This window comes from Caenibius tardaugens NBRC 16725, from assembly GCF_003860345.1.
Classification (GTDB): Bacteria; Pseudomonadota; Alphaproteobacteria; order Sphingomonadales; family Sphingomonadaceae; genus Caenibius; species Caenibius tardaugens.
The window spans coordinates 4,018,730-4,041,169 of the sequence record NZ_CP034179.1 but is presented as its reverse complement, the minus strand read 5'-3'; the positions used below and the strand labels follow the sequence as shown (position 1 = coordinate 4,041,169).

The window sequence follows — 22,440 nt, the reverse complement described above, 5'->3', positions numbered from 1 at the left end:
ACCCTAGCCACGTAGCGAGGCAAATTCGAGATGAGCGGTGCAAAACTCTTGCATCTTTCTACACAATTTTTTGGCCTATCCTGGCTCTTTCGGTTAAGGCTCCGACCATCTTGGCTTAACCGGGCCACGTTTCGCGATTCTCGCCCGGAAATCAGACGGATTCATCGATGAGTTCTTTCTTTTCGCAGTTTTTCAAATTCGGCTCCCAGAACATCGCAATCGATCTGGGAACGGCGAATACGCTGGTCTACGTGCAGGATCGCGGTGTCGTACTGAATGAACCATCGGTCGTGGCGATTGAAACTATCAACGGTGTCAAGCGGGTGAAGGCCGTGGGTGATGACGCCAAAATGATGATGGGTAAAACGCCTGACAATATCGAAGCGATCCGCCCGCTGCGCGATGGCGTGATTGCCGATATCGAAATCGCCGAAGAAATGATCAAGCACTTCATCCGCAAGGTGCACGGCAAGAAGAGCATGTTCCGCTATCCGGAAATCGTGATCTGCGTACCATCCGGCTCGACCTCGGTCGAACGCCGCGCTATCCGCGATGCGGCATCCAACGCGGGCGCCAGCCAAGTCTATCTGATTCTCGAACCGATGGCAGCCGCGATCGGCGCCGATATGCCGGTGACGGAACCGGTTGGTTCGATGGTCGTCGATATCGGCGGCGGCACCACCGAAGTGGCCGTACTGTCCCTTCGCGGCTTGGCCTATACCACCAGTGTGCGCACCGGTGGTGACAAGATGGACGAAGCGATCGTGTCCTACGTCCGCCGTCACCACAATCTGCTGATCGGCGAAGCGACGGCAGAACGGATCAAGAAAGATTACGGTTGCGCCATCGTGCCTGAAGATGGCGTTGGCGAACCCATCACGCTGAAGGGCCGCGATCTCGTGAACGGCGTGCCGAAAGAAATCACGATCAGCCAGGCGAATATCGCAGAGGCGCTTTCCGAACCGATCAGTGCGATTGTGGAAGGTGTGCGTATCGCGCTGGAAAACACCGCCCCTGAACTCGCCGCCGACATTGTCGACCAGGGCATCGTACTCACGGGTGGTGGCGCCCTGATCGGCGGACTGGATCAGCATTTACGCGAAGAAACCGGCCTGCCAGTCAGCGTGGCCGAAGATCCGTTATCATGTGTGGCCCTGGGCACCGGCCGGGCCATGGAAGATCCGGTTTTTCGCGGCGTGCTGATGACCGCCTGATGCAAGGACCCCGGCGACGAATGATCGGCGCCGGCCAGATGTGGGCAGGACCCGTGCGTCCTGCACCATTAGGGAGAAGGCGCTGATGGCGCCCCCGAAATCTCGAAACCCGGGCTATTCACGCAAGGCGCAATATACCCTGTTCACCGGGTATGTGGCGGCCGGAGCTGGTGCTGTGCTTGGCGCCATTCTGCTTGTCATTGCCCTGCTCAACCCGGCAGCCTTTGCCGGGCTGCGCGGCATGGCGAGCGATCTGTTCACGCCGGCCGGAGAGCTTGGCGCCGAAACACGAACCGGTTCGCAAGGTGCTGTGGGAACAATCGCCGGCTATATCCATGCCGGCAACCAGAACGCGCGCCTTAAGGAAGAAAACGAGATTGCGCGGGTCCGCCTGGCCGAAGCCGACGCGATCAAGGCTGAAAACGCGCGCCTCAAGGCGATGCTCGGCCTGCGCGAAGGTGAGGTCAAACCCGTGACCATGGCCCGGCTCATCGGCTCAACCGGATCAAGCACACGCCGTTTCGCCTATCTTTCAGCTGGCCGTTCCGACGGTGTCCGGCCCGGTATGCCGGTGCGCAGCCCCAAGGGGCTTGTCGGGCGCGTGCTGGAAACCGGATCGCACAGTTCCCGCGTTCTTCTGCTAACAGATACCGAAAGCCTCGTTCCCGTTCGCCGGACGACGGACGATGTCGTGGCCTTCGCAGAAGGCCGCGCCGATGGCACATTGCGCCTGCGCCTTGTCAATCTAGGCATCAATCCGCTCAAGGTCGGTGATGTGTTCGTCACCTCTGGCGCTGGCGGCCTCTACCGTCCCGGCATTGCGGTTGCGATCGCATCGCATATCAATCGCGACGGCGCGATCGCCCGCGTGTTGAGCGACCCTGCAGCAACCGATTATGTCGCGGTGGACCCGATCTGGCAGCCCGAAGCACGGGCCGTTGTCAACGCGCAACAACGCGAAGAAATTCGCTGATGGTGGAGTATCGTTCGGCAACGGGTCGCGATGGTTTTGGCGGAAGGATCAACCGCACCCATTCACCCTTCGTTGCCCGTATGATCCCGTGGGCATCAATCATCATCGCATCGATTTTGCCCATCTTCCCGATCATGGCGTCGATGCCCCTGCTGCCGCCCGTGGGATTTATCGTTCTGATCGCATGGCGGCTGGTACGCCCGGGATTGCTGCCGGTCTGGGCCGGGCTGCCCCTCGGCTTCGTGGATGATCTGTTCAGCGGACAGCCCTTTGGCAATGCCATGTTGCTGTGGTCGCTCACCCTGATTGCCCTCGAAATCTTTGAAACGCGCTTCCCATGGCGGGGTTTCGCGCAGGATTGGCTGGTGGGCAGCGCGGCGATTGCAGTCTATATTATCGTATGCGCACTTATCGCCGGAGCATCGGTGGGCGGCCTGCTTTCGCTTCTCGCTCCGCAACTCATTCTGTCCATCCTCCTCTATCCCATGTTCGGGCGTCTTGTGGCTTTTCTTGATCGTTTCCGTCTCCGTCGCTTCCGGACAATTGGCTGATGCCGCGCAAATTTACGCAGCATGTCACGCAGGCGACACTGCAGAACAGGTTTGACCGGCGCAGTGCGGTGATCGGCGCGGTCCAGGGCGGTGTTGGGCTGCTTCTCGCCGGACGCATGGCCTACATCTCGGTTGCCGAGAACGAAAAGTACAAGATGGAGGCGGAGAGCAACAGGGTTAACCTGGCGCTTATTCCCCCGCGCCGTGGATGGATTCTCGACCGCAACGGGGCGCCGCTGGCATCGAACAAGGCGGACTTTCGCGTCGATATCATCCCCGACCGCATGCAGAACCCAGCACGGGAAATCGACACACTGGGTTCGTTGCTACGTCTTTCGCCAATCGAAATTCAGGATCTGAAAGACAAACTCGACGATGCCAAGGGCTGGCAACCAATCGAAGTCGCCAGCGGTCTCGACTGGGATCGTTTCGCAGCCGTAAGTGTGCGTTTGCCCGATCTGCCGGGCGTCGTGCCCCAGCGCGGTTACAGCCGGTATTATCCCACTGGCCCTTCAGTCGGGCATCTCATCGGCTATGTCGGTGCGGCATCGGCGCAAGAATACGAGAAGGAAAAAATACCGCTGCTGATCACCCCCGGTTTCAAGCTGGGCAAAGACGGGGTTGAGAAGCAGTTCGAGAAGGAATTGCGGGGGCAGCCCGGCGCAAGGCGCATGGAAGTCACCGCGAGCGGCCGCATCGTGCGCGATCTTGAAACGCGTGAGGACGTCCAGGGGCAGTCGATCAAGCTGACCATCAACGGCCCTCTGCAAGACTATGCCGCGCGCCGTATCGGGCTTGAATCCGGCTCTGTGGTGGTTGTGGATTGCCTGACCGGCGACCTGCTTTGCCTGGCGTCGATGCCCAGTTTCGACCCCAACAGCTTTTCCGATGGCATCGGCCGCATTGAATGGAAAATGCTGTCGGAAGATGATCACGTTCCGTTACGCAATAAGGTACTGAAAGGGCTGTATCCGCCCGGTTCCACCGTCAAGCCAATGGTTTCGATGGCCTTCCTTGAAGCAGGCCTGGATCCGCATGCCACCACATTCTGTGGTGGCGGTCTACGCGTAGGCAATCGTGTGTTCCACTGCTGGAACCGGCGGGGCCACGGCACGGTCGATATGGCAAAGGCCATCTACCAAAGTTGCGACGTTTATTTTTATCATTTCGCGCAACAACTGGGCATGGATGTGATCGCGCCGATGGCCAAGCGCCTCGGCATGGGCCAGGAATTTCCGCTACCCGTCGCCAGCCAGTTTTACGGAACAGTGCCGGATCCCGCCTGGAAAATGAAGAAATTCGGGCGCGAATGGCAATCGTTTGACACGGTGAATGCCACGATCGGTCAGGGGTACATGCTCGCGAGCCCGCTGCAACTTGCAGTGATGGCCTCCCGGCTGGCGACAGGCAAAAAGCTCATGCCTCGGCTGCTTTTGGGGCACGATAAACCCAAGATCGAATCCATGAACTTCCATGGCGATCACGTCCAGATCATCCAGAACGCGATGAATGAGGTGGTCAATGGCCGGGGCACTGCGGGACGGGCAAAGCTGCCCCTTCCCGACGTGCAAATGGCCGGAAAGACGGGAACAGCGCAAGTGGTGTCGCTCAACGTGTCGAGCGGGAAAGGCGGTCCATGGAAGTACCGCGATCATGGGTTGTTCATTTTCTTCGCACCGTTCGACAACCCCCGCTATGCGGGCGCGGTGGTGATCGAACATGGTGGTGGTTCGAGTGCCGCCTATCCGATCGCACGCGATGTCACGACCTTCCTGTTCAACCCGCAGGTGGCAATGGACAAACTGCTTGAACTGGAAAAGCAGTGGGGTGGCACACCGCAGGAACGAATGGCGACACGATACGCCTCGTATTCCCGTCTCTACGGCAGCGGTGCCCCGAAGGCGCCCAGCGTGGACGACGCCGTTCGCAAGGTCGAAGAACGTGACCGCGCCGCGGCTGCGCAAACGAGCCCCATAGCCAACGAGGTTACCAATCCGGGGGCAGAACCGCCCGAGACGCCATCACCTGCAACGCCCCCCACCCCGCTATCGGCCCCGGCAGGTACGACATCGGCAGGAGCGCAGGAATGAGATCCTCCATCGTTCCCGCACCCATTGCAAGCCTGCCGTGGCAGGTGATCCTTCCGCTGACGGCATTGGTGCTGTTCGGCTCGAGCGTGCTCTATTCCGCCGCTGCAGGAAACATGGGGGCTTACGCTGATTCACACCTAATTCGTTATGGTGTCTTCCTGACGATGGCGCTGATCATGTCACGCTTTCCTCAGGACTTGGTCAAGTTTTCAGCATATCCCATTTATATCGCTGTTCTTTTGCTTCTGATTCTGGTGGAGACGCTTGGGGCTATCGGCGGCGGCAGTCAGCGGTGGCTCGATCTTGGCTTCATTGTGCTGCAGCCTTCAGAGTTTATGAAACCAGCCATCGTGCTGGTTCTGGCGCGCTTTTACAGCACCTTGCCCGCGAATCTGGTGGGCAGTTGGCGCGCGCTCGTGCCTGCTGGCGGTCTGATCGGGTTTCCCATGCTACTTGTCCTGCTGCAACCTGATCTGGGGACTGCGCTGGCCATTGCTTTCGGCGGTGTGGTGATCATGTTTCTGGCGGGGCTGCCATTCCGTTGGTTCGCCACTGCGGGCGCTGCGGGGCTCGTTATTGCGCCCATCGCCTATTTCTTCGGCCTGCATGACTACCAACGCCGCAGGGTCACGACATTCCTCGATCCAGAAAGCGATCCGCTGGGGGCCGGATATCACATCACCCAGTCCAAAATCGCAATCGGTTCAGGCGGCCTGACCGGAAAAGGGTTTGGACAGGGTTCGCAAAGCCACCTGAACTACTTGCCCGAACCGCATACCGATTTCGTTTTCGCGACAATGGCGGAAGAATGGGGCCTTCTTGGCGGGCTTTTCGTCCTGGCCATTTTCGCCATTATCCTGCGCTGGGGGATGGGTGTCGCGAACAGGGCTCCCGACAGGTTTTCACGCCTGCTTGCGGCGGGCATGACCGTAACGATTTTCTTCTACATCGCGATCAATCTGATGATGGTCATGGGTCTTGCCCCCGTTGTGGGCATTCCCCTGCCCTTTATGAGCCACGGCGGTTCATCGATGCTGACCAACATGCTCTGCATAGGCACATTGATGATGATTGATCGCTGGAACAGAACCAGCGGAAGCCGAAGTTTATCTAGCTAAAACAATAATTTAATAAAAAATATCATTACCCCCCTTTCTTCTCGAAAAACACCGGCTATAGGGGTGCCACCGCACGAATCGTGCGGTACCCGAAGTCGGGAATGGACGCATAGCTCAGTTGGTAGAGCAGCTGACTCTTAATCAGCGGGTCCTAGGTTCGAGCCCTAGTGCGTCCACCATTTTCTCCTTATAAAAACAATGACTTATAAGGGCGATCCGATCGACTTCGGTCGTCCTGCAACCTAGTTTTCGAAATTAGGTTGCGTATAGGTTGCACCACGCTTCCTCCCATTCCACGCCTTCGGGACATTCAGTTCGCTGCTCAGTTGGCCGGCCGATCCGAATCACGGGTGCGTCGAGAGAAGCAAGTCATCTTATAGCACCTCCCGCCTCGGTTAAGACCGCACCATGCCTCCTCCCTTTCCTTCCCTGTCGACGTGAGTTTTGAAGCACCGACGCGGTGAGCAGCTTGCAAGGGGATTGGTAGGCGGACAGCATCTCGTTCGAATGTCGGCCAGCTCCCAATCGTGGACATTAGCCATGCCGGATAGGCAAGCGCTACAGTGGTGCTCGGTGAGCCTCATACACATGGCGCACCCATTTCAACGTCGGCCGATCCGACCATTTCGCAAGGAAGGGGGCAAGCGACCGCGGCCACCGAATTCCTGCAGAGAGGCTCTTCACCGGCTCCACCTGCGGTACAGCGACGGGCGCCAGCAGACTGGCGGCAGTCAGGTCGGCGCGACCAAACTTTCGGCCGACCAGATAATCGCCGCGCTCGGCGAGCACTCGGTCAAACCAGTCGAATTCGCTGTCCACTTGCGCAATCAGGTCTGGCAGAAGATGGGGCCGCGCATTCATGCCCGCAGCCATGATTCGCCGCAGCAGCGGCCAGGTCAGCCACCCGATGGTCGCATCGCGCTTCCTCGTGCCGCGCAGCAGCACGTCGCGAATGCCTGACCGCGGATCGGGCAGTAGCCCAGCGTAGAGGCACTGGCGAATGAGCGGCGCCGTCTTCTGCTCCAGCCGTCGCTCAATCTCGGGGTCCCCGCCGGGCAATCCCGTCCAGTCTAAAATTCGGTCGCTCCCCTGGCATAGCGAACCGTCGCCGAGCAAGAGCAAGGGCAGCGAGGTGGCTGAGGCGCCTAACCGCTTGACGCGCAGCAGGTGAGTACCAGGTGCCAACCGCTCCTCAACATAGACGATCGCCTGCGCGTCGAGCGCCCAGCGCGCACGCTCGCAATAGTGGGAAGGCGCCAGGGTCAGGAGGAGCGGGCGGCGGCCCTCGTGTGCGGTTCTGGGGGCATCGGCCATCGGAGGAGTCCTCATTTCGCTCCAATGCCCGACGTTGGGACCGAGGTGACTGCATTGCGTTGCCTACACCAAATACGACTTTACCCACTGCTGCTTTGCGGTCAACTTTCGCCCAGCGAGGCATGTGACAACAAGAGGATGGCATGAAAGGTTCACACGCGCTTTTTGCGGAAGCTTTCGGTACGTTCTGGTTGGTTTTCGGCGGTTGCGGCAGCGCAGTGCTGGCTGCAGCTTTCCCCCAGTTGGGTATCGGTTTTACAGGTGTCGCACTTGCCTTCGGCCTGACGGTGCTGACAATGGCCTATGCGGCGGGGCATGTTTCGGGCGGCCATTTCAACCCCGCCGTGACAGTCGGCCTCTGGGCCGGTGGCCGTTTCGAGGCACGCAAGATCATTCCCTATGTCATCGCGCAAGTGGCGGGAGCCATTCTCGCGGCTGCCGTTCTTTTCGCGGTTGCCAGCGGCAAGTCCGGATGGACCGGAGGCCTTGCCAGCAACGGTTTCGGTGCACACTCGCCAGGCGGCTACAGCTTGCAGGCAGCGATTATCGTCGAGGTTCTGCTGACTGCCTTCTTCCTGATCATCATCATGGGTTCAACCGATAAGCGGGCGCCGGCAGGCTTTGCCCCTATCGCGATCGGTCTGGGGCTAACGCTGATCCATCTGATTTCGATTCCGGTGACGAACACCTCGGTCAATCCAGCGCGCAGTACTGGGCCAGCGCTTTTCGAAGGCGGAATAGCCTTGCAGCAGCTCTGGGTCTTCTGGGTAGCGCCAATCATCGGCGGAGTGCTGGGCGGGGTCACCTATCGCTCAGTGATCGCCCCTGCCGCGGACTGACCGGTCGGATGGTATGGCGGCCATTGGTCGAGAGGGCTTGTCTCCACGGGCGTCAGCACAGGCAGGATCAGGCACGATTCGCCTCGATGAAACGCTCGAGGCTAGCGACTACTATGTATCGCGACCTGCCGACCTTTACCGTTTCGATCTGGTGAGTTCGAATCAAGACGTACAGGGTTGAGCGGCTGATGCCCGTCAAGCTGACCGCATCCGGGATGCGGACCGTCATCGGATATTTTGCGTTGATGGCCACGAATCTTCCTTTTAGGCCAAGGCCCAATGAAAGATGGCATGAAGCAGGGCGACGTTATCGCGTCTGGATGGCCATTGCTATCCGAGTTTAATGTCTGGGCCCAACGAGCCAGATTTATGAGTATTTCGCGTTTGAGGTGGCGCACAGATGTGCGCCACCTCAATACGGCAGAATTGTGGTGGGGTGCAGAACGGCACTCAATGAACCGTCTCGTCACCCATTCAATTTGTCTTTGACCGCCTTCGCCACAGAGAAAGTCAGCTTCCTCGACGCTGCGATCTTGATCGTTTCGCCGGTTGCAGGGCTACGGCCTTCACGCGCAGGGGTGTGCTTTACCTTGAACTTTCCGAATCCATTGAGCGAAATTTCGTCACCCTTGGCTGCCGCATCGGCGATCGCGCCGAACACCGAATCTACGATCTTCTTCGCATCGGCCTTGGTCAGGTTGTTGGCGGCGGCAACAAGTTCGGTGAGTTCGGCATTATTCATCGGATGTTCTCCTGGGATCGGGCAGTTTCGAGGGCGCAGTGAAGTACACCGCGCCTGTCAAGTTCAGGGGATGGCGACGGACAGTTTCTTGCGCGGCCTTCCGGCCTTCTTCGGTGCCGTGGGTGCCGGTTTCGGCGCAACTTTGCTGCCTGGTTTGCGGCCCAAGCCGATCGACTTTGCCAACACGCGTCGCTTCTCGGCATAATCCGGCGCAACCATCGGATAGTCGGCAGGTAAATTCCATTTCGTGCGATAAGCTTCGGGCGTCATCTGGTAATGGGTCATCAGATGCCGTTTCAGCATCTTGAGCTTCTTTCCGTCCTCAAGACAGATGATGTGGTCCGGCTTCACGGAACGCTTGACAGGTACCGCAGGCTCCTGTGCTACTACGGCCAGGTTATCGGGGGTGGCACCCAGCTCGGCCAGCGCCGCATGAACACTGGAGATCAGTAGCGGCAGATCAGAAATCGGCACGCTATTGTGCGAAACATGCGCCGCGACGATATCGGCCGTCAACTCGCTGAGATTCAATGCTGCGTCAGGCTGCTTTTCCATTCGCCCCCCAATCCGTGTTTATGGCAACATCTGCCGCCTGCAGACGATCTAACGCTCAGCATGTTGCAAGGAAAGACTATTACCCGGTTGCCCACAATCGTGACACCAGCCGGCAACTGCCATCATCGCGCGGGCGCAAGAAATGGCGGTGCCCGTGTGGCGGGATCGCGGCTGAGCCGTTCCAGATAATCCTTCATCATCGCCCAGGTCTCTTCGCTCAGCGTGACATGGACCCTGCGGCCGTCCTTCGGATCCTTTTCGCGAACGAGCAGGCCGTGGCGCGTCATGATCCGCGCCCAACGGATCGCCGTGCTGTGCGGTACACGGGCGGCGAGCGAAAGGCTGGTGATCTGGACACGTTCTCCCCTGGCCCGTGCGGTATAGAGGTCGAGCAGAATATCCCAGGCCGGGTCGGCGAACAACGCGGAGCCGAACATGTGCTCGCGAAGCCGGCGTGCCTTGAGCCACCAGTTGGCGATATGCAGCCCCAGTGCTTCATGATCGGGCTCCGCGGTTCCGGCCTCATTTTCCTCCTCGGCAGCGTCGCGCATAAGGATACCCGAAGAATCATCCGGCGCGCTTGCGTTCTCGGAAGCATCATTGGCCACCGAACGCTCCGTCGGTGCACGGCCCCTTCAACGATGCAGCCTGCAGGGCAGCCCATCCTTGCAAGGATCGGGGTAAAACATTCTGGTTGGCTGCAAGCCGCGCTCCGCGCGCCATACGCATTACTCCTCATGGGGTTGGAGAAACGGTGTCCGGCGCGTGGGATGAGGCAGGACCGTTTCGGCTGTGACTGTCCCGCTCGAAGGCGAGAAGTCAATTGCGAATGCGACGCATTAGTGTTTTTGTATTGCTTGTCACCCGGCCCGGCATTCCGCTGCCAACAGCTAAGGGGTGGCAATTGGGCCGCTATCCCCGGTGAGAATGCGGCGCATGTCGGCGATGTTCTGGTCGATGATGAACTGAAGCCAGTGGCGTTCGAGTTCGTAGAGATTTCCGGCCAGGAGCTGCGGCGCGAACTGCAAGCCATGGGCCATGAAGAGTAGTGGAATGAAGATGTAGCTGGGCGATATCCTGAGCGCCGCCGAGCAGCGCAGATGATCGTCAATCCGCGTTCTGGGATTGCCCGATTCGATTTCGCGGACCCAACTGACACCGAGCCCAACCCGCTTGGCGAGCTTCGACTGGGTGAGCCCTTCGCGTCTGCGTCCATCTTCGATCCTCCGGCCTGACATCTGCTTGATCTCGGCAAGCGTTGATGCGTCGGGGCCGGATGCCACGCATTCCTGCGCCATCTCCTACTCCTGACTGCAGCAATTTGCCCGCCACGGCAGCTCGACAGTCAAGAATTGGTGTCTGATACATAATTGGTCAATCGGAATTCAGGCCATTATTGCCCGATCGGACCCAACTCCATTCGCCGGGTTCTCAGCATCCTGCCAATCTTCAGACAATCGCCTGCCTCTTCCAGCATCGCATCATAGGCGGCCACAATTGCTTCGGAAGGCGCCAGGCGAAATTGCTTCAACGCAACGATGAAGAGCCGTGAGTTCAACGCCGCGGGTCCGCGTCTTTGTGCTTCCGGCCCTAGTCTTTCGGCAATGCGCGAAGTGACGTCAGTAAGTGTAAGCGGGGCGCCGACGAAGCAGACGCGCTCGCCCAGAAGCCCGGATTCCCGCAAGGTTTTCAGATCGTCCGCGATCAGCCTGGTATCGATACGATCAAGATGAACCAGCGCGCAGTAGAGAGTATTGCCGAAGGGAAGCAGTTCATTGACGAGATGACCTAGCCGGCAATGACAGTCGAGGAGCAACTCGACTCCGGCGGGCGACAGTTTCAGCTTGAAGGTTCTCGATACCCTTCCCACTGCGCGACTCGTCCCTTCTATTCTGGCTGAGGCGGTCTTCGAATTCCTCCTGCCGGCCCATCGCTGAACCGCATCTACAATGAATTGGTAACCAAAAGCGTAACTCGCTGGCGCTTTGGACGATGACGCAACCCCAAGCCCAAGACAATGGCCTGTGTCTTGCTCAATTGAAGTCAAACACACCATTCCTACCGCCAGATGACGCATCCGGTAACGGCGCCCCATCCAGGAGGTTCCGCGCCCGGGTCGACCGATCACAGGCAGGAGGCGGCCAATGTGCCGATTGGGATTAACCGGACCAAGCCTTGCGCTGCTGGCGATGACCGCCGGAAGCGCGGAGGCCCACCCGGTCCGGCATGGGCTGCCGGTTCCGCAGCAGCAACCGCAAAGACCGCATCTGGTCATCGTCGAGGACAATGGCGGATTCGTCATCCGCTGCGAGACACCCCGGGGCCCGCAGGACACCCGGTTTCCGCGCGGCGCGATCCCGCTCGGCGCCAGCATCCACATCGACCGGGCAGCGCTGCAGCCCTCCAACCAGAAGGATATCGATCATGGCGAAATTCGCTAAGCGAGCGCGTTTGTCGCTCGTTGCCAGTACCATCGCCGCGCTGCTGAGTAGCACCGCCTCGCTGGCCTCGCCCGATGAGCCCAGAAAGGACGAGGCGAAGCTGCTTACCGAGGCCGCCGAAGCGGCGCAGCGCCAACTGCATCAGACCTTTACCAATCTCCAGTTCGACGATTTCGAGCCGGCTCCGGTCAAGGGCACGATCTACCAGGCGGTCGCCGGCGGGCGGGTCATCTATTATGCGCCGGCGAGCGAGCACATCCTGTTCGCGGCTGTCTATGACCGCAACGGCGTCAACGTGACGGCGCTCGCCCAGGAAGCGAGCGCGAGGAAGCGGCTCAAATTCGTCGATCCTGCCCTGGCGCTGGCGATCGGGCCGAAAGACGCTCCGAGCGTCATCGAATTCACCGATCCCGACTGCCCCTATTGCCGCGCGCTCGAGAAATTCTGGATCGCCAAGGCCGCCGAAGGCAAGCCCGTGCGCCGGCTGATCTACTTCGTCAGCGGCATCCACCCGGGAGCCGCCGCCAAGGCCGAGCATATCCTGTGCTCGCCCGACAAGGAGGCGGCGCTCCACGCCATCTATACCGGCGCCGAGCCGAAACTGCTCGCCAAGTGCGAAGCGGGCGCGGCCCAGGTCAGGGCCGATGCCGAGATCGTCCGCAAGCTGGGCGTCGCCGGCACCCCGACGCTGATTGTCGATGGCAAGCTGATCTCAGGCTTCCAGCAGGGCGAACTCGAAAGCTTCCTCGATCAGAGCGCGAACCGGACCAGGAATCAGCCTGATCCCTCCGCGCAGGCCGTGCCCAAATAATGGGCAGCGTCCGCGCCTCTTCCTCTTTGGCGGACCCTGTCAGTGTCGCTCCCATGCGGGCGTGGCGCCGGACCGGGACCGGAATGCCGATGGCCAGCGGCGCTTTTTTGGAAGCCGCCCACCGCTGCCGTCGGCCGACAGCGATCTCATCGATGCCGGCAGGCATGCCCCGGGCGGCTTCACACACAGGAGAACGGAAATGATCAGAAATATCGGCGCCCGTGCAGCGGGGTTTGCCAATATCGGCGTCCCTTTGGCGGTCCTCGCCCTGATGAGCACCAGCGCCCACGCGTTCACCGCGCCCGCCGTCGGCGACCTTGGCTACGACATCTACAACATCGTCGTGAACAAGGGCGTCAAGGGCCCGATGGGCTTCGTCGGCGGCGTCGCCGCCTTCCTGTTCGGCGTTTCGCGGCTGTTTTCCAACGTGATGATCGGCATCCCGACCATCGTCGCCGCGGTCTGCCTGATCAAGTCCGACACCATCCTCCAGACCTTCGGGATGGTGATCTGAACCTCGCGGGCGCGTGCCGTAGCCCGAGTGGACCGGCGAGCGGCGCGCAGCCGCCACGAGCTGGAGGCCGATGGTCGGCCTTCGGGAAATGACCCCCTGACGAAGGGTGTCATGAAGCAGGAGGAGAAGGGCCTTGGATGAGCGTCTGCCCCAGTATCTGCACGGCCCGGTCCAGATCCTATGGTTTGGCGCGGACGAGTTCATTCTGGTCATGTCGACCATCTTCGTCGCGGTCATCGTCGGCGGACTGATCGGCTGGATGCTGATCCTGGCCCTTCTCCTTTTCATCCCCTGGAAGCGGACGAAGCCGCGCGGCTTCATCCCCCATCTCGCCTGGCGCTGGGGCTTCGTTTCCTTCCGCCATTATCCGGGTCCGACCCAGACCCGCTTTTACGAGTGAGGACGGGCATGTTCTTCCGCAAACCCAAACCGGATGCGGGCAGCGACCTGGCTGCCGACCGCCCCGCCCGTTTCGGCATCCACCGCTTCCTACAAGGCTCCTCGAACCTGTTCGAGGAGAACCGGCTGCTCAAATTCGCGATTGTCGGCCTGTTCGGCGTGACCGCGGTGCTCGGCACGCTGATCTACACCTCAAACCAAAACCAGCGCACGGTGATCGTGCCGTTCGGGGCATCGGGCGATCTCTATGTGACCGGCAATGCTCCCTCGGAAGCCTATCTGCGGACGATGACGCGCAATATCGTGGCGCTGTCGGGAACCTATTCGGCCTATTCCGCCGACCGGCAGTTCCAGGAGCTGCTGAGCCTGGTTCACCCCAGCGCCTACAATGCGATCCGCGACAATCTCAACGGCATTCTCGACGAGCTGTCGACCAATCCGACGCTGTCGATCGCCACCTACATCCGCCCCGATCAGCCCGTGACCTGGACCGCCACCGAGATCGTCGTGCCGGTCGAGAAAGTCCGCGTGATCGGCGGGGTGATCCGCAGTTTCCGGGGCAATCTGCGGATTGGCTACGCGATCGAAAACGGCCGCTTCTGGCTTACCCATCTCTCCGAGGAGAATTTCAATGCCGAAACCCAAGGATAAGCCCGTGGGACGGCTGTTTGCGGCCTCGCTGCGAAAGACACTTTTGGCGGGCCTGATCGCGCTCCCCGCGTTTCCGGCCGCCGCGCAGTCGATCATCGCCCTGCCCGATCAGACCAGCAGCATTCGGCTGTCCAACCGCGACGTCAACCATGTCGTCTGCCAGGGCGGCGAGATCGAGGATGTCAAATTCTCGGCCGAGAAGGCGATCGCGGTAGAGAAAGCCGGTTCCGATGCCTGGATTAAGTTCCTGGTCAAGGAGGTCGAGGACGCCGGCACGACGACGCGCAGCTTCGTCACCACCCCCTCGGAATTCTTCATCTCGTGCAACGGCGCGATCTATCCCTTGTATGCCGAACCATCGGACATCCCCGCCCAGACGGTGACGCTCGCGCCGGGCAGCGTTCAGCGCGCCCGGGCGAACGAGGATCTGATGGGGCCTCTGGTCGAGGAAGAGCGCGCGGTGTCGATCACCCTGTCGCTGCTGCAGGACCGGGTGCCGGCCAGCTTTTCCGAAGTCGCGCCGCGCATCGGCACACTCCCGCTTGCGGCGATCTCGACCGCATCGCTGCGCGAACGCCGCCGGATCGAGATCGAGGGCTCGGGCCTTTCGGCGTCCGAATATCTGGTCAGCGTGAGTGCCAGCACCACGCTCGATGAACGCGCCTTTCTCGATCGGACGCTCGGCGCGAACATTTTCGCGGTCACGCTCGACCGGCTCGTGCTGCGGCCTGGCGATACCGCGCGACTGATCGTCATCCGGCGGGGAGCGGGCGAATGAGCGCGGATGACATGCCCTCGCCCGAAGGGACGCCCGCGCCCAAGCCTGCGGCCCCGAGCCCCTATCAGGAACATCTTGCCGCTGCCGCGGCCCAAGATGATCGCGGCCTGGAAAACCCCGCGCTGCTCGATCTGAAGGCCCGCTGGGCGGGACTGAGTTCGAGGGCCAGGCTCAGGGCGAAGCAGGCGGCGCTCGCCGGGGCTGTCGGCGTCCTCGGCTACGGCCTTTACACCGCCAGCACCCACAACAACGCGCCGGTCTCCACCGCCCCTACCGCCGCCAATCTCGACATGGGCGCGGGGCTGCGCGGCGACAGCCTCGAAGTCAAACTGCGCGGCGACCTCAAGAAGATTCTCGATGGCCAGACGCTGCTTGGCGACCGGGTAACCGCGATCGAGCAAGGCAAGGTCGTACCCGGCAGCGGATCGCCCCAGAGCGCTGGCGGCGCGGCCAGCGAGGCTGCCGCGGACGGCGGGCCCTTGCCGCCCGCCCTGCCCGGCAGCGTGCCAGCCTACCCGCCCTCGCCCGCGGGGGCCAACAGCGCCGACGCGCCCTTGCCCGTGCCGCCAGCGGCACCCGCCGCGCCGCCGCCACCGCCGGTCGAAAAAGTCGTCGGTTCGATCGGCGCGGCGACCACGCCGCTGGTGCCCAAGGACGCCGCCGGCAACGGCAATGGCGCTCCCGACTCGAAAAAAAAGACCCGGACGATCTATTTGCCGCCTGGTTTCATGAAGGCGCGGCTCTTGACCGGGGTGGACGCGCTAGCGAGCCGGGACGCGACCTCGAACCCCGAACCGATCATCGCGCGCGTCCAGGCCCCGGCCGTGCTTCCCAATGACGTCAAGGCCAACCTTTCAGGCTGCTTCGTCATCGGCAACGCCACCGGCAGTCTCGCCAAGGAGCGGGTCGAGGTCCAGCTCGTGACGCTCTCCTGCGTCGATTTCGACGAGCATTCAGTGGTCGATCAGCCGGTCAAGGGCTTCTTCGTCGACACTGACGGCAAAAAGGGCCTCTCGGGCAAGGTCGTGACCCGCGCCGGCGCGGCGCTGGCGAGGAGCTTCATAGCCGGCACGATCAGCGGCATCGCTCAGACGGTCGAGACCACTTTCGGGTCGACCTCGACCTCGGCGCTGGGATCGGTGCGTACATTGGATGCGGGCGAGGCGGCCAAGACCGGGATCGCGGGCGGCCTCTCCAAATCCTCCGACAAGCTCACCGATTTCTATCTCGACCTCGCCCGCCAGGCCGGCCCGATCGTCGAAGTCGGCGCGGCAAAGGAGGTGGTCGTCGTCATCCAGGAGGGCGTGACCCTCGAGATCAAGCCATCGGCGGGGAGCAAGTTCTGATGCGCGCCCTGCCCACATCCACCGGAGACCGCGCCATGCGCAAACCCAAGCTTTCCCATTCGTCTCGGCTGCGAGCAGCGCGCGTATTGCTGACGGCATCAGCGCTGATGGCCCTCACCGGCTGCACGACCCTGGGCTCGATGATGTCGCCCTACTCCGAGAAGTACAGCTGCAAGAACAGCGATCATGGCCAGTGCATCCATCCCGACAAGGCCTATGCCGATGCGGTCGCCGGCCGCCCTTCGCGTTCGGACCCCGCCGTCACCAACGACAGGAAGCTGCTGCGAGGCGGCGGCGACGCTGCGAACATGGACGGTGGAGCCGCGCGCGCCGGTGGCAAGACGATGCCCGGCGGCAATGGCGCCTTCGGCACCTACCGCGACAGCGTCTACCGCGAGCTGCAGGGGCTGATCGATCAGCCGGTCACGCCGATGCTCAAGCCTTCGCAGGCCGTGCGCACGCTGATCCTGCCCTATGCCGACCGTCAGCGGCCCGACCGGCTCTACATGCCGCGCTACGTCTATTCGATCCTCGACAAGCCGCAATGGGTGGTCGGCGGCTATCTGGTCGAACCGGTCGCCCCTTCGTCGCAGGTGCCGGTGCTCGAGCAGGTCCGCGAACGGCCCGGCGACGCCGCCGATCCACTGCCGGCCCGCGATGCGACCAAGCCCACGGTTCCGCCGACGGCACTGTCCGCGATGCCACCTCCAATCCCGTCCGCAACTGCGCCCACTGACATGCCCAGCGTCCGGCCCAGTGCCAGGCCAATGAAGGAGCATCACCGGTGACATCGCCTGGAACCTGTCATGACGGCGGCCTCACCTTCAGCGCGCTGCGCCGGAATGTCTCGCGCGACAGCTTTTCCGACCATCTGCCGCTGGTCGCCTGGGTCGAGGCGGAGGAAGCGTTCCTGACCATCGACGATGGCTGGGGCTATGCCTGGGAACTGGTGCCGACAGCCTATATGTTCGACCATGTTCACAATGCCTTGCTTGGCCTTCTCAATATTCATTTTGAAGCCGGGACGGTTCTCCAGATCCACAGCTTCGCCGATCCGCTGATCGATGGCGCGCTCGATGCCTATCTGGCACTGAAGACCCGCGACGATCCGCTGATCCAGGCCTCGGCCCGGCGGACCTATGACTATCTGCGCGCCGGCCGTCACGGCGTGGCCGCGCTCCACGGCATCCCGATCCGCAATTTCCGGACATTCCTGTCGGTGAAGACGCGGCACCCGCTGGCGAGCGACTTGAAGCGCCAGATCGAGGAGCAGCTCGCCAAGCTCGGCATCCGCCGTCTTGCGCCCGAGGCGACGATCGCCTTCTATCGCCGGATCTTCAACGGGGTATTCGAGGCGGCTCCCGGCAGTTTCGTCAACCACGAGGGTCAGGGCTTCGCCGCCCCGCCGATCCGCAAGCAGATCATCAACGCCGGGCCCGACCTGGCTTTCGACGGCCCCGAGGTCTTCCTTGGCAATCAGGTCGCGCGCTGCCTCACGCCAAAATCACCCGCCCGGCGGATCAGCGCCGAGCGCGCCAATCGGCTGACCGGCGGCATGCGGGGATCGTCCGAGGACAGCGACCAGATCGGCGGGCCGTTCCTGCTCACGCTGAACGTGCTGTTCGACCATTCCGCCTTTGAGATCCACAAGCGCGCGCAGATCCTCTCGGCGCAGAAGGCGGCCGGCAGCTTTGCGGTCGAGGTCGGCAAGCAGATCGAGGAGATCGGCTGGGTGCTCGACGAGGCCGGTAACAGCCGTTTCGTACGGGTGATCCCGACCGTCTGGGTCTTCGGTCAGTCGCGCGGCCAGGCCCGCGAAATGGCGGCACGCGCCAAGCGGCTGTGGGAGTCGGAGCCGCTGCCTTTCATGATGCAGGAGGAGAGCTACCTCAATCCGGTCCTCCTACCGATGAGCCTGCCGTTCGGGCTCTATCCCGACGGGCGCACCATGCGCATGCTCGAGCGCGATTTTCGCATGCCGGTCAAAGCCACCGTGCTGATGGCGCCGGTGCAGACCGACTTTCGCGGCGGCGGACGGCCAGCACTGCTCTACACCGGCCGCAAGGGCCAGTTGATCACGCTCGACCTGTTCGATCCGCGCATCAACAATTACAATTTCATCGTCTCGGCCGAAAGCGGCGCGGGCAAGAGCTTCCTGCTCAACAACCTGTGCCAGCAATATTACGCCAGCGGCGCGCTCATCCGCATCATCGATATCGGCGGCTCGTACCGCAAGCTCTGCACTTTGTGCTCGGGCCGCTACATCGACATCGGCGAGGAGCGGCTCGTCCTCAACCCCTTCGACATGGGCTTCGCGCTCGATGGCGACGACCGCCAGTCGGCGATCGCCATGGCAGTCGCGATCGTCGCCGAGATGGCCAATGCCGCGACGAGGAAGGGCGTTTCGACCTCGGAATGGAACCTCTTGAAATCGGCCGTCCAGTGGACGATCGACTCCGGCCGCGCCGAAGACGGGATCGATGCCGTGCGCGACTGGCTTGGCGCATATCCCGCACAGACCACCAGCGAACTCGACCGGGTCGATCATCTCGTGCCGGTGGCGCGCGAACTGGCGTTCAACCTCAGGGATTTCGGGTCGGACGGGGCATACGGGCATTATTTCAACGGCCCGTCGACCTTCGACATCAGCCAGGACGAGTTCGTCGTGCTCGAACTCGAGCGCCTCAAGAACATGCCAGACCTGTTCAACGTCGTGGTGATGGTCGTGGTCAACGCCGTCACCCAGGAACTCTACCTGTCAGGCCGCGACCGGCCGCGCTTCGTGCTCTGCGACGAGGCCGCCCAGTTCATGACCCGCACCGACGGGCAGGATCTCTCGCGCCTCGCCGAGGCCTTCGGCCAGGGCTATCGGCGTGCGCGCAAATATCAGGGCAGCTTCGGCATCGTCATGCAGTCGATGAACGATCTGCTGCTGTTTGGCGGCACTGGCCAGGTCATCCTCGAAAACGCCGCAACCCGCTTCCTGCTCCAGGGGAGCACTTACGACAAGGCGGTCGAGAACAAGATCCTCGACTATTCGGGCTTCGTTCTCGAACTGCTGAAGTCGGTCCGCAACAACAAGCCCAACTATTCCGAGGTGTTCATCGACTCACCCCTGGGCCTCGGCATCGCGCGGCTCGTGGTCGATCCCTTCTCCTACTGGATCAACACCTCGGCACCGACCGAGGTCGCCGCCTTCGAGGCGCTGCTGCGGCACGGGCGCTCGCCGCTCGAAGCGGTCTGCGAACTGGCCGGTGTCGATCCCGCGGAAATCCTCGGGCGCCAACCCCTCGGAATATCCGGTCCAGAAATAGCCAGTCCAACAATCTCCAGTGCGGAGACCGCATGATGCTCAGACGCAATTCCCAAATCCACCAGCTCCCGCTCGAATTCGGCAAGAATGCCGAACAGGAGCGGATGATCGAAGCGCGGGTCGCGATCCGTGCCGAGGCCGCCGCGATGCGCTGGCGCTTTCGCCTGATCCTCATCGAAACCGCGATGATGGCGGGACTGGTGCTCGCCGCCGGCCTCGCGCTCGGACAGCCGACCGCGATGGTGTGCCGTAGCGCCGCGGTCGTGGGTGCCGCCTGCCTCGCGAGCGGGCTCCTGCTGATCGCACTCTCGGGGCTGACCGGCCACCTGGTGTCGCGCTATCGCCGCTGGAGGAGCCAATGAGCGCGCCCTCGCCGCTGAAGGGGCACGCGAGGCCCCTGTACCGGGACCCGATCGAACGGCTGGCAGACGAGAGCCTGCACGATTTCCTGCTGCGCCGTCACGACGAGATGGTGAGCGAGCTCGACGCGCTCGAGGTCGAGGTGGTCTGGAAAGAGGTCCATCTGCGCTACGAACGGCTGGCGGCGGATCGGCGGCACGTCTGGCTGATCGCCGGTCTCGCGCTCGACGCGACGCTCGCCATGCTCCTCGTCCTCGCAGGGATATTCGATGCCGTGCCGGTGTCGATGGCGGCGATCACGCTCACCGTTCTGCTCGCCGGCAACCTCTTTGCCTTGGCCATGCCGCGGTTCGACCCCTTGCTCGCCAAGCTCCTGGCGTGGAGCTGGTGATGAGGGGCCTGCTCTCCGCCGCGCCCGGACCCTCGGCGATCCGTCTGATGGTCGGCACGCATGTCCTGCTGCTGATCCAGGCCGCGCTGGTTCTGTGGTCGGCGCCGCATCTCGCTGTGGCGCTGCGCGTGCTGGTGGCGCTGGTGTTCGCCCTGGCGCTGGGAGCACTGTGCGCCGCGATCCATGGGATTTCTGAGGACGATCGCCCGACCTGGTGGAGGCGTCGTCATGGCCGTTGACCCTCTGCCTATTGACCCGCTGCCTTCGGGGCCGAACGAACCGCAGCAAGGCTGGGGCGTGGTCAGGTTCCAGTCGGCAACGATCGCGTTGCTCCTGCTGGCGTCGATCGTGGTTGCGACGAGCGCCCATGCACAGACCTCGACGATCGGGCGTGTCTGGCCGATCGTCGAGCCCGACGCCATGGCCGAGATCGAGGCCAAGGTGAGGACCCTGCCCGCCGATATGTCCGGCAAATTCGGGCCGCGTTCGACCTGGTCGGCGATGAAGGCCGCGCCGCTCGGCGTCGCCGTTCATACCCTGCGGCGCAGCGTCGTGCCCTTCTACACGCTCGAAAGCGAAATCCGCCTGCCCGACGGCACCTTGCTCTACCCCAAGGGCTACACCTTCAATCCGCTCGCCTATGTGACGCTGCCGCAGCGCCTGGTGGTGGTCCATCCGCGCGATCTGGCATGGGCGCTTGCCCAGGCAAAGCCAACAGATTTCATCCTGCTGACGGCGGATACCGGGCATGGTGCTGATCCGCTCACCCTCTCGGAACGCAGCGGGCGGGCGCTCTTCATCCTCGAAGCCAGGGTCAAGGAGCGGCTCGGCCTGACGGTGGCGCCGGTGATCGTCGAGCAGGTCGGCCAAAAGCTCGAACTGACCGAAGTGCGGCTCGACCGCCCGCTCACACGCGGCGCGACGGGGGCATCGCCGGTCACGCCGAGGGCATCGGCAACATCACGTCGGGGGCAAGGCCAATGACCCGGTTATTCTCCAAAGCCCGGGCGATCGCGGCCGCTGTGCTGCTCGGCGGTCTCGCATTCACGGCCCCCGCCCATGCCTCGTCCTGCCCGACCGGAACGGTGTTCAACCCGATCACCAAGGTGCGCTGGACCTGCATCTTCCCGATCACCATCGGCGGGGTGCGCATCGGCACGTTCGACAAGCTCGGCAAGGCATTGGACGCGCAGTCCTCGTCCAAGCCCCTGTGTGCCTGCCGCAAGGGTGCGACCTTCTGGTTCGGGGTCAAGGTGTCGTTCTGGTCGCCCAACCGCATGGTCGACGTCGTGACCGAGCCCGGCTGCATGATGGCGCTGGGCGTCGATGTCCTGCCCACGCACGGCAAGCTGCAGGGCAGTCAAAGCTCGATCTCCGACGGAACCAACACCCGCAAGATGTTCGCGCAGATGCATTATTACATCTCGCCGGTCTGGGCGATGCTCGACATGTTCACCGATCTGCCCTGTCTTCAGGACGACGGCTTCGATGTCGCGCTGATCACCGAGGTACTGCCGACCTGGCAGTCGGGCACATTGGGCGCGATCATCCAGCCCGAGGGCATATTGTTCGGCAATCCCGCCGCCGGCCTTGCTTGCATGGCCGACAGTGCGGCGGCTGCCGCGGGCAAGGTCATCGATCCCTTGTTCTGGTGCATGGGCTCGTGGGGTGCGACCTATCCGGTCGCCGGCGACATCCATTTCGACGATTCGGTCGAGGCCTGGGCCGGGCTCGCCGCGCGCGGCACCTTCATGATGGGGCGCTTGGGTGCGCTCACCATCTCGTCGTCCGACGGCTGTTCTTTCATCCCGCAGCCGATCTGGACCAAGTCGCGCTACAAGCTCCAGTTGATGGAACCGGTCAAGGGCGGCTCCTGCGTCAATATCGGGCGCCCCGGCGCGCTGTGGTCGAGCGCCAAACACGCCCCGGGCAAGGACAATGCCCAGTTCATGCTCTTCGAAAAGGTGATCTGCTGCGCCGGAGTTTCCGCGCCGTGAGCGGCTCACCCACCCCACCCCTCGCGCGAGCCCCGGGTTCGCC

General features: G+C 62.4%; 27 protein-coding genes and 1 tRNA gene. 21 read left to right on the top strand and 7 right to left on the bottom strand.

Annotation, left to right across the window (positions count from 1 at the left end):
• Positions 1-167: 167 nt before the first annotated feature.
• From EGO55_RS19095 to EGO55_RS19070, 6 genes are all read left to right on the top strand, one after another.
• Positions 168-1,214 (top strand): rod shape-determining protein, encoded by a 1,047-nt coding sequence (locus EGO55_RS19095; protein WP_021690527.1) that lies wholly within the window; start codon positions 168-170, stop codon positions 1,212-1,214.
• Positions 1,215-1,299: 85 nt separating this feature from the next.
• Positions 1,300-2,187: a rod shape-determining protein MreC gene (locus EGO55_RS19090; protein ID WP_021690528.1), complete on the top strand. Its 888-nt coding sequence runs from the start codon at positions 1,300-1,302 to the stop codon at positions 2,185-2,187.
• On the top strand, positions 2,187-2,738 hold the full coding sequence (locus EGO55_RS19085) for a hypothetical protein (protein WP_021690529.1): 552 nt from the start codon (positions 2,187-2,189) through the stop codon (positions 2,736-2,738). Before EGO55_RS19090 ends, EGO55_RS19085 begins: the two co-directional genes overlap by 1 nt.
• Positions 2,738-4,828 (top strand): penicillin-binding protein 2, encoded by a 2,091-nt coding sequence (gene mrdA / locus EGO55_RS19080; protein WP_021690530.1) that lies wholly within the window; start codon positions 2,738-2,740, stop codon positions 4,826-4,828. The genes EGO55_RS19085 and mrdA overlap by 1 nt, the downstream gene beginning before the upstream one ends.
• On the top strand, positions 4,825-5,946 hold the full coding sequence (gene rodA / locus EGO55_RS19075; protein ID WP_021690531.1) for a rod shape-determining protein RodA: 1,122 nt from the start codon (positions 4,825-4,827) through the stop codon (positions 5,944-5,946). Before mrdA ends, rodA begins: the two co-directional genes overlap by 4 nt.
• Before the next feature lie 103 nt (positions 5,947-6,049).
• A tRNA-Lys gene (locus tag EGO55_RS19070) sits at positions 6,050-6,125 on the top strand.
• Between the two features lie 379 nt (positions 6,126-6,504).
• Here the strand turns inward: EGO55_RS19070 and EGO55_RS19065 are convergent.
• The gene (locus EGO55_RS19065; RefSeq protein WP_021690532.1) at positions 6,505-7,260 is read right to left on the bottom strand and encodes a glutathione S-transferase N-terminal domain-containing protein; all 756 of its coding nucleotides are present in this window, start codon (positions 7,258-7,260) and stop codon (positions 6,505-6,507) included.
• 143 nt (positions 7,261-7,403) lie between these two features.
• On the opposite strand from EGO55_RS19065, the gene aqpZ reads away from it, so the two are divergent.
• Positions 7,404-8,099 (top strand): aquaporin Z, encoded by a 696-nt coding sequence (gene aqpZ / locus EGO55_RS19060; protein WP_021690533.1) that lies wholly within the window; start codon positions 7,404-7,406, stop codon positions 8,097-8,099.
• Between the two features lie 67 nt (positions 8,100-8,166).
• Here the strand turns inward: aqpZ and EGO55_RS19055 are convergent, their stop codons facing one another.
• From EGO55_RS19055 to EGO55_RS19030, 6 genes are all read right to left on the bottom strand, one after another.
• Positions 8,167-8,352, bottom strand: coding sequence for a helix-turn-helix domain-containing protein (locus EGO55_RS19055; protein ID WP_040716053.1), 186 nt, complete (start codon positions 8,350-8,352; stop codon positions 8,167-8,169).
• Between the two features lie 213 nt (positions 8,353-8,565).
• A complete protein-coding gene (locus tag EGO55_RS19050; RefSeq protein ID WP_021690534.1) occupies positions 8,566-8,841 on the bottom strand; it encodes an HU family DNA-binding protein in 276 nt (91 codons plus the stop codon).
• Positions 8,842-8,904: 63 nt separating this feature from the next.
• Entirely contained in the window at positions 8,905-9,396 is a 492-nt protein-coding gene (locus tag EGO55_RS19045; RefSeq protein WP_021690535.1) for a Ros/MucR family transcriptional regulator, read from the bottom strand.
• A gap of 122 nt (positions 9,397-9,518) precedes the next feature.
• A complete protein-coding gene (locus EGO55_RS19040) occupies positions 9,519-9,947 on the bottom strand; it encodes a winged helix DNA-binding protein (RefSeq protein ID WP_052023706.1) in 429 nt (142 codons plus the stop codon).
• Positions 9,948-10,286: 339 nt separating this feature from the next.
• The gene (locus tag EGO55_RS19035) at positions 10,287-10,694 is read right to left on the bottom strand and encodes a helix-turn-helix domain-containing protein (protein WP_021690537.1); all 408 of its coding nucleotides are present in this window, start codon (positions 10,692-10,694) and stop codon (positions 10,287-10,289) included.
• Positions 10,695-10,789: 95 nt separating this feature from the next.
• Entirely contained in the window at positions 10,790-11,266 is a 477-nt protein-coding gene (locus tag EGO55_RS19030; RefSeq protein WP_021690538.1) for a hypothetical protein, read from the bottom strand.
• Positions 11,267-11,540: 274 nt separating this feature from the next.
• On the opposite strand from EGO55_RS19030, the gene EGO55_RS19025 reads away from it, so the two are divergent.
• The 14 genes from EGO55_RS19025 to EGO55_RS18960 all read left to right on the top strand — a co-directional run bounded on the left by EGO55_RS19025 (position 11,541) and on the right by EGO55_RS18960 (position 22,397).
• The gene (locus EGO55_RS19025) at positions 11,541-11,837 is read left to right on the top strand and encodes a hypothetical protein (protein WP_021690539.1); all 297 of its coding nucleotides are present in this window, start codon (positions 11,541-11,543) and stop codon (positions 11,835-11,837) included.
• Positions 11,821-12,648: a DsbC family protein gene (locus EGO55_RS19020; protein WP_021690540.1), complete on the top strand. Its 828-nt coding sequence runs from the start codon at positions 11,821-11,823 to the stop codon at positions 12,646-12,648. The genes EGO55_RS19025 and EGO55_RS19020 overlap by 17 nt, the downstream gene beginning before the upstream one ends.
• Before the next feature lie 199 nt (positions 12,649-12,847).
• The gene (locus EGO55_RS19015) at positions 12,848-13,162 is read left to right on the top strand and encodes a hypothetical protein (RefSeq protein WP_021690541.1); all 315 of its coding nucleotides are present in this window, start codon (positions 12,848-12,850) and stop codon (positions 13,160-13,162) included.
• Between the two features lie 133 nt (positions 13,163-13,295).
• Complete coding sequence (locus EGO55_RS19010) at positions 13,296-13,562, top strand: type IV conjugative transfer system protein TraL (protein WP_021690542.1); 267 nt, start codon at positions 13,296-13,298, stop codon at positions 13,560-13,562.
• An 8-nt stretch (positions 13,563-13,570) separates the two neighbouring features.
• Entirely contained in the window at positions 13,571-14,212 is a 642-nt protein-coding gene (locus tag EGO55_RS19005; RefSeq protein ID WP_021690543.1) for a TraE/TraK family type IV conjugative transfer system protein, read from the top strand.
• Positions 14,193-14,990: a type-F conjugative transfer system secretin TraK gene (locus EGO55_RS19000; protein WP_021690544.1), complete on the top strand. Its 798-nt coding sequence runs from the start codon at positions 14,193-14,195 to the stop codon at positions 14,988-14,990. Before EGO55_RS19005 ends, EGO55_RS19000 begins: the two co-directional genes overlap by 20 nt.
• Positions 14,987-16,336, top strand: a complete 1,350-nt coding sequence (locus tag EGO55_RS18995) for a TraB/VirB10 family protein (protein WP_021690545.1) — start codon at positions 14,987-14,989, stop codon at positions 16,334-16,336. The genes EGO55_RS19000 and EGO55_RS18995 overlap by 4 nt, the downstream gene beginning before the upstream one ends.
• A gap of 35 nt (positions 16,337-16,371) precedes the next feature.
• The gene (locus EGO55_RS18990; RefSeq protein ID WP_021690546.1) at positions 16,372-17,124 is read left to right on the top strand and encodes a TraV family lipoprotein; all 753 of its coding nucleotides are present in this window, start codon (positions 16,372-16,374) and stop codon (positions 17,122-17,124) included.
• Entirely contained in the window at positions 17,121-19,685 is a 2,565-nt protein-coding gene (locus EGO55_RS18985; RefSeq protein ID WP_021690547.1) for a TraC family protein, read from the top strand. Before EGO55_RS18990 ends, EGO55_RS18985 begins: the two co-directional genes overlap by 4 nt.
• Positions 19,682-20,011: a hypothetical protein gene (locus tag EGO55_RS18980; RefSeq protein WP_210766582.1), complete on the top strand. Its 330-nt coding sequence runs from the start codon at positions 19,682-19,684 to the stop codon at positions 20,009-20,011. Before EGO55_RS18985 ends, EGO55_RS18980 begins: the two co-directional genes overlap by 4 nt.
• Positions 20,008-20,400 (top strand): hypothetical protein, encoded by a 393-nt coding sequence (locus EGO55_RS18975; RefSeq protein WP_021690549.1) that lies wholly within the window; start codon positions 20,008-20,010, stop codon positions 20,398-20,400. The genes EGO55_RS18980 and EGO55_RS18975 overlap by 4 nt, the downstream gene beginning before the upstream one ends.
• Positions 20,400-20,639 carry a hypothetical protein gene (locus EGO55_RS18970; protein ID WP_021690550.1) on the top strand — a complete coding sequence of 80 codons (240 nt, stop codon included), beginning with the start codon at positions 20,400-20,402 and terminating at the stop codon, positions 20,637-20,639. Before EGO55_RS18975 ends, EGO55_RS18970 begins: the two co-directional genes overlap by 1 nt.
• A complete protein-coding gene (locus tag EGO55_RS18965) occupies positions 20,629-21,384 on the top strand; it encodes a conjugal transfer protein TraW (protein ID WP_021690551.1) in 756 nt (251 codons plus the stop codon). Before EGO55_RS18970 ends, EGO55_RS18965 begins: the two co-directional genes overlap by 11 nt.
• Positions 21,381-22,397: a TraU family protein gene (locus EGO55_RS18960; RefSeq protein WP_021690552.1), complete on the top strand. Its 1,017-nt coding sequence runs from the start codon at positions 21,381-21,383 to the stop codon at positions 22,395-22,397. Before EGO55_RS18965 ends, EGO55_RS18960 begins: the two co-directional genes overlap by 4 nt.
• The last annotated feature ends 43 nt before the right edge of the window (positions 22,398-22,440 follow it).